We start from the raw sequence: 9,501 nt of genomic DNA, 5'->3' as shown, positions 1-9,501 counted from the left end.
TGAACGCACCACTCTTCTTCAGGTTGTCTGCGGTCTCACGGCTGTTGAACACCAGCGCCGTGTAGAAGAAGCAGAAGAACACGATCATCGCGGCGTAGAGCAACACATAGATCGGCTGCCCTGGCGAAAGGGCCGACGAGATGTCCTTCAACCAGCGCAGCTTTTCACCGGTCGCGAACCAGCCCACGACCGTCGCCGGCAGCAGGATGATGGACGACGCGAAGATCGGCGGAATCACGCCCGCCATGTTGACCTTCAACGGCAGATGCGACGATTGACCACCGTAGACCTTGTTGCCAACCTGCCGCTTGGCATAGTTGACCAGAATCTTGCGTTGAGCCCGTTCGACGAACACGACGACGAATGTCACCGCAATCACGATCAGCACGATCAGCAACGCCACGATCACACTCATCGCGCCGGTGTTGATCAGGTTCACCAACCCACCGATCGAGCCAGGCAAACCAGCTGCGATGCCCGAGAAAATCAGGATCGAGATGCCGTTGCCCAGACCACGTTCGGTGATCTGCTCACCCAGCCACATCAGGAACATCGTGCCAGCGGTGAGGCTGACGATGGCCGTGATGCGGAACATCGGACCCGGATCGATCACCAGACCGGCCGACCCTTCCAGCGCCAGGGCAATGCCCATCGACTGGAACAGCGCCAGACCCAGCGCACCGTAGCGGGTGTACTGCGTGATCTTGCGGCGACCGGCTTCGCCTTCCTTCTTCAGCGACTCCAGCGTCGGGATCACGTAGCCCATGAGCTGCACGATGATCGATGCCGAGATGTACGGCATGATTCCCAGCGCGAAGACGGTGAAGCGGGACAGCGCACCGCCCGAGAACATGTTGAACAGGTTCAGGATCCCGCCCTGCTGGCCCTTGAACAGCTGTGCGAGCTGGTCAGGGTTGATGCCGGGCACAGGAATGTGCGCACCGATGCGGTAAACCACCAAGGCCAGCAGCAAGAACACCAGTCGGCGACGCAGGTCACCGAACTTGCCGTTCTTGGCCAGTTGTGTCGGGTTCGTTGCCACGGAAGACCTGTGACTCAGGCAGCGATCGAGCCGCCAGCGGCTTCGATGACAACCAGCGCACCAGCGGTCGCAGCCACGCCCTTCAGCACGACCCTCTTGGTCAGCTCGCCAGACTTGATGACCTTGACGTTCTTCACCATGTCAGCAACCAGACCTGCCTGCTTGAGCACCAGCACGTCGACTTCGTCGACAGCCAGGTTCTGCAGTTGCGACAGGGTGACTTCAGCGTTGTACTTCAGCAGCTGCGACTTGAAGCCGCGCTTCGGCAGGCGACGCTGCAGAGGCATCTGACCGCCTTCGAAGCCCACCTTGTGGTAGCCACCGGCACGCGATTTCTGACCCTTGTGACCGCGACCAGCGGTCTTGCCCAGGCCGGAACCGATGCCGCGACCCACGCGGCGCTTGGAGTGCTTTGCACCCGAGGCCGGCTTGATCGAATTGAGTTCCATGATTACAGCACCTTCACCAGGTACGAGACCTTGTTGATCATGCCGCGCACCGCAGGGGTGTCTTCCAGCACGGATTCGGTGTTCATGCCACGCAGGCCCAGACCACGCACCGTGGCACGGTGCGATTCGCGGGTGCCGATCGGGCTCTTGACCAGCTTGACCTTGACGGTCTTCTTGTCGGTGTTCTCAGACATGTTGTCCTCCAGCCCGCTCAGTTGAAGATTTCTTCAAGCGTCTTGCCACGCTTGGCGGCCACCGCGGACGGGGTCGTCATGCGAGACAGGGCGTCGAACGTGGCGCGAACCATGTTGTACGGGTTCGAGGATCCGAGGCTCTTCGCGACGATGTCGGTGATGCCCATGACTTCGAACACTGCGCGCATCGGACCACCAGCGATGATGCCGGTACCGGCCGGCGCGGGCGCCAGCAGGACCTTGGCAGCACCGTGCTCACCGGTCGCGTTGTGCGGCACCGTGCCGTTGCGCAGGGGGATCTTGACCATGCCACGGCGAGCCGATTCCATCGCCTTCTGGACGGACACTGGCACTTCACGCGCCTTGCCCTTGCCCATGCCGATGCGACCATCGCCATCGCCAACCACGGTGAGGGCTGCGAACGCCATGATCCGGCCGCCCTTGACCACCTTGGTCACGCGGTTGACCTGGATCATCTTCTCGCGCATGCCGTCGTCGCGACCTTCGTCAGCAACCTTCGGTTGAAACTTAGCCATTTTGTATTCCTTCGTTTCGAGCGAGGCGGATCAGAACTGCAGACCGGCTTCGCGCGCTGCATCGGCCAGCGCCTTGATGCGGCCGTGGTACGCGAAACCAGAGCGATCGAACGCCACCTTCTCGACGCCGGCAGCCTTGGCCTTCTCGGCGATGCGCTTGCCGATCAGCGTCGCGGCATCGACGTTGCCGCCCTTGCCAGCGGTGCCGAGCTGCTCGCGAACTTCCTTCTCGGCGGTCGAGGCGCTGGCGAGCACCTTCGAGCCGTCGCCGGAAATGACGCTGGCGTAGATGTGCAGATTCGAGCGGAAGACGCTCAGACGGACCGCGCCCTGCAATGCAATGCGGGCACGGGTCTGACGGGAGCGGCGCAGGCGCTGTTCTTTCTTGTTCAACATGGTGCGGCTCCTTACTTCTTCTTGGTCTCTTTGATCGTGACCTTCTCATCCGAATAACGGATGCCCTTGCCCTTGTAAGGCTCGGGGGGACGGAAGGCACGAACCTCTGCAGCCAGCTGGCCGACGACCTGGCGATCAGCGCCCTTGATCAGGACTTCGGTCTGAGTGGGGCACTCGACCTTGATGCCTTCCGGCATGTCCTTGACCACGGGGTGCGAGAACCCGATCTGCAGATTGAGCTTCTGACCGGTGGCCTGGGCACGAAAGCCCACACCGACCAGGTTCAGCTTGCGCTCGAAACCCTTGCTCACACCATTGACCATGTTGTTGACCAGCGCACGCACGGTGCCGGACATGGCATTGGCGGCGGCCGAATCATCGGTCGGTGCAAAGGACAGCTTGCCAGATTCGTTGCTCACCTTGACCAGGCGATGCACCGGACGCACCAGGGTGCCTTTGGCTCCCTTGACGCTGATCTGGTCTTCGGTGACCGACACGTCCACGCCTTGCGGGACGGTGATCGACATTTTTCCAACGCGGGACATTTGTCGTTCCTCCTGCTTAGGCGACGTAGCAGAGGACTTCGCCACCGATACCGGAAGCGCGCGCCTTGCGGTCGGTCATCACACCCTTGGGGGTGGTGACGATGGCGACACCCAGGCCGTTCTGGACCTGGGGGATGTCGTGACGGCCCTTGTAGATGCGCAGACCAGGGCGACTGACGCGCTCGATGCGCTCAATCACCGGGCGGCCGGCGTAGTACTTCAGACCGATCTGGAGTTCGGACTTGCCGTCCGTCGTCTTGACTGCGAAACCGTCGATGTAACCCTCGTCCTTGAGGACTTGCGCAATGGCAGCCTTCAACTTGGACGCTGGCATCGCAACGCTGGCCTTCTCGACCATCTGCGCGTTGCGGATGCGGGTCAGCATGTCGGCGATAGGATCACTCATGCTCATGGAATAACTCCTGTTCGTGCCCTGGGGCCGGCTTACCAGCTCGCCTTGACGACACCGGGGATGTCGCCTCGGAAGGCCAGTTCACGAATCTTGTTGCGCGCCAGACCGAACTTGCGGAACGTGCCGCGCGGACGACCGGTGATCCCGCAGCGGCTACGCAGACGGGTCGGATTGGCATTGCGGGGCAGCTTCTGCAGAGCCAGACGCGCCATGTAGCGCTCTTCTTCCGACTTGTTGCTGTCGTCGATGATGGCCTTCAGTTCCGCGTACTTCTTGGCGTACTTGGCCACCAGCTTCTCGCGCTTTTCTTCGCGCTGGATGAGAGAGACTTTTGCCATGAGGGCCTCAGTTCTTGAACGGGAAACGGAAGGCCGTGAGCAGCGCCTTGCACTCGTCGTCGGTACCGGCCGTCGTCGTGATGCTGATGTTCAGACCACGCAGAGCATCCACCTTGTCGTATTCGATTTCGGGGAAGATGATCTGTTCTTTGACGCCGATGTTGTAGTTGCCGCGACCGTCGAACGAACGTCCCGAGATACCGCGGAAGTCACGAACGCGCGGCAGCGCGATCGTCACGAAGCGATCCAGGAATTCGAACATGCGCACACCGCGCAGGGTCACCATGCAGCCGATGGGCACGTTTTCGCGGATCTTGAAACCGGCGATGGCCTTGCGGGACTTGGTGACAACCGGCTTCTGGCCAGCGATCTTGGTCAGGTCACCGACGGCGTGGTCCATGACCTTCTTGTCGGAAACCGCTTCGGAGACACCCATGTTCAGGGTGATCTTCTCGAAACGCGGCACTTCCATGACCGACGTGTAGCCGAATTTCTGCATCAGGTCAGGAACGACCTTCTCGCGATAGAACGCTTGCAGACGAGCTTGAGCTTGTTGTTGAGCCATCTCGAATTCCCGCCTCAGGCTTTGATCTCTTCGCCACTGGACTTGAAGACGCGCACTTTCTTGCCGTCAGCCAGGAGCTTGATGCCCACGCGATCGGCCTTGCCGGTCGCGGGGTTGAAGATCGCCACATTCGATTGGTGAATCGGCATGGTCTTGTCGACGATGCCGCCGGTCGTGCCCTTCAGCGGGTTCGGACGCACATGCTTCTTCACGACGTTGATGCCATCGACCACCACGTGGTCTTCATCAACGCGCAGCGAAATCGCACCGCGCTTGCCCTTGTCGCGACCGGTCAGCACGATGACCTCGTCGCCTTTGCGAATCTTGTTCATGGCCTGTCCTTCGCAGTCGGCTTAGAGCACTTCCGGAGCCAGCGACACGATCTTCATGAAGCGCTCGGTACGCAGTTCACGCGTCACCGGGCCGAAGATGCGGGTGCCGATCGGCTCCAACTTGGCATTGAGCAGCACAGCTGCATTGCCGTCAAACTTGACGAGCGAACCGTCTTGACGACGAACACCCTTGGCCGTACGAACGACCACGGCGTTGTAAACCTCGCCCTTTTTAACGCGACCACGCGGTGCAGCTTCTTTGATGCTGACCTTGATCACGTCGCCGATGCCGGCATAACGACGCTTAGAACCGCCAAGCACCTTGATGCACATGACGGACTTCGCACCGGTGTTGTCCGCGACGTCGAGTCGCGATTGCATTTGGATCATGTCGAATCCCCAACTTATCCCGCGCTGATAGCCCCACTCGGCCACCGCTCGCGGTCAGTCTTGGGCCCGTCACAACGACTGGGTGAAAACTCACCAAGCGGTTGCGTTTGGGGCGGAGCCAGATTGCACCACATGCGGCTAGGCACGCGTGCAAGCCAGAAGAGCCTAAGAGTATGTCAGGCCGGGGAAATCATGTCAACTCCCCCAGCGCGAATATTCACAGGAGGGCGCGTCAGTCGTAGACCTCGGCATCCGGATCGGTCGCCTCCAGTTCATAGCTGGCCGCCAGCATGGCCAGACGCGCGACCACCCCGTACATGTAGAACCGATTCGGCGCGCTCGCACCCGGCTTGGAACCCTGACGCGGCAGGTGATTGCTTTCCGCAAAGGCCAACGGGATGAACTGTGCGCCAGGCGAGTTGAGGTTCTCGTCGATGCCACGATCCGCATGCACACGGTAGAAGCCACCCACGACGTAGCGATCCAGCATATACACCACCGGCTCGGCCACCGCGTCGTTCATGCGCTCATAGGTCGGTACCCCCTCCTGGATGATCACCTCGGTGACCTCCTGCCCGTCCTTGATCACGCTCATCTTGTTGCGCGTGCGGCGGTTGAGTTCGTCGAGCTGCTTGGCGTCGCGCACCGTCATGATGCCCATGCCGTAGGTGCCGTTGTCCGCCTTGACGATCACGAACGGCTTCTCGTTGATGCCGTATTCCTTGTACTTGCGGCGGATCTTGCCCAGCAGCGCATCCACATTGGTCTGCACACACTCGATGCCCGACCCTTCGGCGAAGTTCACCTCGCCACACTGGCTGAACATCGGGTTGATCAGCCATGGATCCATGCCCATCAGCTTGGAGAACTTCTTGGCCACTTCCTCGTAGGCCTGGAAGTGGTTGGTCTTGCGGCGAACGGCCCAGCCAGCATGCAGTGGCGGCAGCAGGTACTGCTCGTGCAGGTTCTCCAGCACCGAGGGAATGCCCGCCGACAGGTCGTTGTTGAGCAGGATGGTGCAGGGGTCGAAGTTCTTCAGCCCCAGGCGCCGCTGGGTGCGCAGTAGCGGCTCCATCGTGAGCGACTCGCCACCGGGCAGCTCGAACGTCGTCGGCTCCTTCACCTCCGGATCGAGCGAGCCCAGCCGCACGTTCAGCCCCGCCTGCGTGAAGATCTGCACCAGGCGGACCACATTGGTCATGTAGAACGTGTTGCGGGTGTGCTTCTCGGGAATCAGCAGCAGGTTCTTGGCCTCCGGACAGATCTTCTCGATCGCCGCCATGGCCGCCTGAACCGCCAGCGGCAGCATCTCGGGTGTCAGGTTGTTCCAGCCACCCGGAAACAGATTGGTGTCGACCGGCGCCAGCTTGAAGCCGGCATTGCGCACATCGACCGAGGTGTAGAACGGCGGCGTGTGCTCCATCCACTCCAGGCGAAACCAGCGCTCGATGGCCGGCATGGAATCGAGGATGCGGGCTTCTAGCTCGTTGATCGGGCCGGTCAGTGCGGTGACGAGATGGGGAACCATGGTGGGCGACCTGCGCGGTGAAGGGGAATGAGGGACATTCTAGGAAGGTCTTCAGATGCGGGTGCGGCGGCAAAACAAAAGGGGCCGCCCGAAGGCGGCCCCTTGAAGGGCGATCAGCAGGAAACGATCACTTGGCGTAGGCGGTTTCGCCGTGCGAGGTGATGTCCAGACCTTCGCGCTCGTCGTCTTCCGGCACACGCAGGCCGATCACCAGATCCACGATCTTGTAGGCGATCACCGACACCACCGCCGACCACACGACGGTCAGACCCACGGCCTTGGCCTGGATCAGGACCTGCGCCGCGATCGAATAGGCGTCCGGAGCGGTCATGCCCACCGTGACCCAGTCGGCCACGGTGCTCGGGCCACCCAGGTTCGGCGAGTTGAACACGCCAGTCAGCAGGGCACCCAGGATGCCGCCGACACCGTGCACGCCGAACACGTCCAGCGTGTCGTCGGCCTTGAGGAGACGCTTGAGGCCATGCACGCCCCACAGGCAGACGAAGCCAGCGAGGACACCGATGATCACGGCACCCAGGATGCCGACGTTGCCGGCGGCCGGGGTGATGGCCACCAGACCGGCCACGGCACCAGAAGCCGCACCCAGCATCGAGGCCTTGCCCTTCATGAGCGCTTCACCCATCGACCAGGCCAGGACCGCGGCAGCGGTCGCCAGGAAGGTGTTGATGAAGGCCAGCGCGGCGAAGCCGTTGGCTTCCAGCGCCGAGCCGGCGTTGAAACCGAACCAGCCCACCCACAGCAGCGAGGCACCGACCATCGTCAGCGTCAGCGAGTGCGGCGTGAAGGCTTCGCGGCCGTAGCCGATGCGCTTGCCGACCATGTAGGAACCCACCAGGCCTGCGACGGCAGCGTTGATGTGCACCACGGTGCCGCCAGCGAAGTCCAGCGCCCCCCACTGCCAGAGCAGGCCGGCCTTGGCGTTCATCGCGTCCACGACGTCCTTGTTGGCGTAGGCGTCCGGGCCCATCCAGAACCAGACCATGTGCGCAACCGGCGCATAGCTGAAGGTGAACCACAGCACCATGAACATCAGCACAGCCGAGAACTTGATGCGCTCGGCGAAGGCGCCGACGATCAGGCAGCAGGTGATGCCGGCGAACGTCGCCTGGAAGGCAGCGAACACGATCTCGTGGATGTAGACACCCTTGCTGAACGTGGCGGCAGGCGAGAAGGTGCCGGCGACGTTGTCCCAGATGCCCTTCATGAACAGGCGGTCGAAGCCACCGATGAACGCGTTGCCTTCGGTGAACGCCAGGCTGTAGCCGTAGACGAACCACAGCACGACGATCAGCGAGAACGTGACCATCACCTGCATCAGGATGGACAGCATGTTCTTCGAGCGCACCAGGCCACCGTAGAACAGCGCCAGACCCGGCACCGTCATCAGGATGACCAGCAGCGTGGACAGCATCATCCAGGCCGAATCACCCTTGTCGATCTTGGGGGCCGACGCCGCCTCTGCGGGCGCGGACGCAGCTTCCGCCGACGCGGCCGCCACCACCTTGGCCAGCGTGATCTCGACGCGGCGGGCCGCCTCGCCCTCACCCGCGGTGATGTCCTCGGGCTTCTGCAGCACGACGCGGGCCTCGTCGACGCCGGCGGCCTTCAGCGCCTCGCGCACGGCGAGCGCACGCTGCTTGGCCAGTTCCTTGTTGACGTCCAGCGAACCGGAGTTGTCAGCGAACCCGGACAGCTGCACCTTGGCACCCGCATTGGCACCCAGGAAATCGGCCACGGCCTTCACGGAGGCCGCGGCATCCGCAGGCACATCCGCCTTGCCGGACTCGAACAGCACCTTCGCGTCCGGAAAATCAGCGGCCAGCGCTGCGGGCGCGAAGCCCAGCATGCCCACAACCGTCAACAGCGCGGCGAACCACGCGATCAGCTTCTTCATTTGGTGTTCTCCTCGTTCCTGTGGCGGACGCTCACAGGGCGTCCTTGCCGGTTTCGCCCGTGCGGATGCGCAGCACCTGCTCCAGCGACGTCACGAAAATCTTGCCGTCACCGATCTTGCCGGTGCGGGCAGCGCCTTCGATCGCCTCGATCACACGGTCCACGACCGCGTCATCCACCGCGGCCTCGACCTTGACCTTGGGCAGAAAGTCGACGACGTACTCGGCGCCACGGTACAGCTCGGTGTGGCCCTTCTGGCGCCCGAACCCCTTGACCTCGGTGACGGTGATGCCCTGCACGCCGATGTTGCTGAGGGCTTCTCGAACCTCATCAAGCTTGAAAGGCTTGATGATGGCAGTGACCATCTTCATGGCAGCTCCTGGTTGCTCTGACTGATTGACTGGTGTTGGAAGAAATACCGGCGAACTTCTGCATCTTTCGTGCCACCACTTGAAACATCCCGTGACGGCCACTCCATGGCGCACACGACCCGCCATGCACCAGTTTGGCGTCCTGCGAATGCACAGCACTGGTGCATCTCCCCCATCAGGGTGAGTTCCGAACTGTGCGGACCTGCGCAGAATGCGCCAGAGCCGATCTGCCACCGCACCGTTCCGATCCGGACCACGCACCACCATGTCACTCGCGATCGTCCACAGCCGCGCCCTGCTCGGCCTGCAAGCCCCTGCGGTGACCGTCGAGGTCCATCTCGCCAATGGTCTGCCCAGCTTCACCTTGGTCGGTCTGGCCGACACCGAAGTCAAGGAATCGCGCGAACGGGTGCGCGCCGCGCTGCACAACAGCGGGCTGGAGTTCCCCCACAACAAGCGCATCACCGTGAACCTCGCGCCGGCGGATCT

Annotated in this window: 15 protein-coding genes; 1 reads left to right on the top strand and 14 read right to left on the bottom strand. The window is 62.3% G+C overall.

Going from position 1 to position 9,501, the window contains the following annotated elements; all coding sequences use genetic code 11:
* From secY to AB3X43_RS08035, 14 genes are all read right to left on the bottom strand, one after another.
* The coding region (gene secY / locus AB3X43_RS08100) for a preprotein translocase subunit SecY (protein WP_369429335.1) at positions 1-1,042 on the bottom strand (1,042 nt) is incomplete at its 3' end.
* A gap of 14 nt (positions 1,043-1,056) precedes the next feature.
* On the bottom strand, positions 1,057-1,491 hold the full coding sequence (rplO, locus tag AB3X43_RS08095; RefSeq protein ID WP_369429334.1) for a 50S ribosomal protein L15: 435 nt from the start codon (positions 1,489-1,491) through the stop codon (positions 1,057-1,059).
* Positions 1,492-1,493: 2 nt separating this feature from the next.
* Positions 1,494-1,685, bottom strand: a complete 192-nt coding sequence (gene rpmD / locus AB3X43_RS08090; protein WP_179633184.1) for a 50S ribosomal protein L30 — start codon at positions 1,683-1,685, stop codon at positions 1,494-1,496.
* Positions 1,686-1,702: 17 nt separating this feature from the next.
* Complete coding sequence (gene rpsE / locus AB3X43_RS08085; RefSeq protein WP_179633185.1) at positions 1,703-2,221, bottom strand: 30S ribosomal protein S5; 519 nt, start codon at positions 2,219-2,221, stop codon at positions 1,703-1,705.
* A 30-nt stretch (positions 2,222-2,251) separates the two neighbouring features.
* Positions 2,252-2,617 (bottom strand): 50S ribosomal protein L18, encoded by a 366-nt coding sequence (gene rplR, locus AB3X43_RS08080; RefSeq protein ID WP_310460636.1) that lies wholly within the window; start codon positions 2,615-2,617, stop codon positions 2,252-2,254.
* Between the two features lie 11 nt (positions 2,618-2,628).
* Positions 2,629-3,162: a 50S ribosomal protein L6 gene (rplF, locus tag AB3X43_RS08075; protein ID WP_369429336.1), complete on the bottom strand. Its 534-nt coding sequence runs from the start codon at positions 3,160-3,162 to the stop codon at positions 2,629-2,631.
* 16 nt (positions 3,163-3,178) lie between these two features.
* On the bottom strand, positions 3,179-3,574 hold the full coding sequence (gene rpsH / locus AB3X43_RS08070; protein ID WP_179633188.1) for a 30S ribosomal protein S8: 396 nt from the start codon (positions 3,572-3,574) through the stop codon (positions 3,179-3,181).
* A gap of 32 nt (positions 3,575-3,606) precedes the next feature.
* The gene (rpsN, locus tag AB3X43_RS08065) at positions 3,607-3,912 is read right to left on the bottom strand and encodes a 30S ribosomal protein S14 (RefSeq protein WP_179633189.1); all 306 of its coding nucleotides are present in this window, start codon (positions 3,910-3,912) and stop codon (positions 3,607-3,609) included.
* 7 nt (positions 3,913-3,919) lie between these two features.
* Positions 3,920-4,477, bottom strand: coding sequence for a 50S ribosomal protein L5 (gene rplE, locus AB3X43_RS08060; protein WP_179633190.1), 558 nt, complete (start codon positions 4,475-4,477; stop codon positions 3,920-3,922).
* Between the two features lie 14 nt (positions 4,478-4,491).
* Entirely contained in the window at positions 4,492-4,809 is a 318-nt protein-coding gene (gene rplX / locus AB3X43_RS08055; RefSeq protein ID WP_179633191.1) for a 50S ribosomal protein L24, read from the bottom strand.
* Positions 4,810-4,830: 21 nt separating this feature from the next.
* Positions 4,831-5,199: a 50S ribosomal protein L14 gene (rplN, locus tag AB3X43_RS08050; RefSeq protein WP_173805738.1), complete on the bottom strand. Its 369-nt coding sequence runs from the start codon at positions 5,197-5,199 to the stop codon at positions 4,831-4,833.
* A gap of 232 nt (positions 5,200-5,431) precedes the next feature.
* The gene (gene gshA, locus AB3X43_RS08045) at positions 5,432-6,727 is read right to left on the bottom strand and encodes a glutamate--cysteine ligase (protein WP_369429333.1); all 1,296 of its coding nucleotides are present in this window, start codon (positions 6,725-6,727) and stop codon (positions 5,432-5,434) included.
* A gap of 127 nt (positions 6,728-6,854) precedes the next feature.
* Positions 6,855-8,642, bottom strand: a complete 1,788-nt coding sequence (gene amt, locus AB3X43_RS08040) for an ammonium transporter (protein WP_369429332.1) — start codon at positions 8,640-8,642, stop codon at positions 6,855-6,857.
* A gap of 31 nt (positions 8,643-8,673) precedes the next feature.
* Positions 8,674-9,012, bottom strand: a complete 339-nt coding sequence (locus AB3X43_RS08035; protein ID WP_179633193.1) for a P-II family nitrogen regulator — start codon at positions 9,010-9,012, stop codon at positions 8,674-8,676.
* Between the two features lie 265 nt (positions 9,013-9,277).
* On the opposite strand from AB3X43_RS08035, the gene AB3X43_RS08030 reads away from it, so the two are divergent.
* On the top strand, positions 9,278-9,501 hold a 224-nt coding region (locus AB3X43_RS08030), incomplete at its 3' end, for a magnesium chelatase domain-containing protein (protein ID WP_369429331.1).

It is taken from the genome of Sphaerotilus sp., from assembly GCF_041083715.1.
In the GTDB taxonomy this organism is placed as follows: Bacteria; Pseudomonadota; Gammaproteobacteria; order Burkholderiales; family Burkholderiaceae_C; genus Sphaerotilus.
Note: the sequence above shows the minus strand (reverse complement) of the source record. Positions and strands in the feature narration are given on the sequence as shown.

Bases quoted from the DNA above. Each gene is read 5' to 3' on its own strand.
- amt (WP_369429332.1), bottom strand. From the start codon at position 8,642: ATGAAGAAGCTGATCGCGTGGTTCGCCGCGCTGTTGACGGTTGTGGGC.
- rplR (WP_310460636.1), bottom strand. From the start codon at position 2,617: ATGTTGAACAAGAAAGAACAGCGCCTGCGCCGCTCCCGTCAGACCCGT.
- rpsE (WP_179633185.1), bottom strand. From the start codon at position 2,221: ATGGCTAAGTTTCAACCGAAGGTTGCTGACGAAGGTCGCGACGACGGC.
- rplO (WP_369429334.1), bottom strand. From the start codon at position 1,491: ATGGAACTCAATTCGATCAAGCCGGCCTCGGGTGCAAAGCACTCCAAG.
- rpsN (WP_179633189.1), bottom strand. From the start codon at position 3,912: ATGGCAAAAGTCTCTCTCATCCAGCGCGAAGAAAAGCGCGAGAAGCTG.
- rpmD (WP_179633184.1), bottom strand. From the start codon at position 1,685: ATGTCTGAGAACACCGACAAGAAGACCGTCAAGGTCAAGCTGGTCAAG.
- rplX (WP_179633191.1), bottom strand. From the start codon at position 4,809: ATGAACAAGATTCGCAAAGGCGACGAGGTCATCGTGCTGACCGGTCGC.
- rpsH (WP_179633188.1), bottom strand. From the start codon at position 3,574: ATGAGCATGAGTGATCCTATCGCCGACATGCTGACCCGCATCCGCAAC.
- gshA (WP_369429333.1), bottom strand. From the start codon at position 6,727: ATGGTTCCCCATCTCGTCACCGCACTGACCGGCCCGATCAACGAGCTA.
- rplE (WP_179633190.1), bottom strand. From the start codon at position 4,477: ATGGCTCAACAACAAGCTCAAGCTCGTCTGCAAGCGTTCTATCGCGAG.
- AB3X43_RS08035 (WP_179633193.1), bottom strand. From the start codon at position 9,012: ATGAAGATGGTCACTGCCATCATCAAGCCTTTCAAGCTTGATGAGGTT.
- rplF (WP_369429336.1), bottom strand. From the start codon at position 3,162: ATGTCCCGCGTTGGAAAAATGTCGATCACCGTCCCGCAAGGCGTGGAC.
- rplN (WP_173805738.1), bottom strand. From the start codon at position 5,199: ATGATCCAAATGCAATCGCGACTCGACGTCGCGGACAACACCGGTGCG.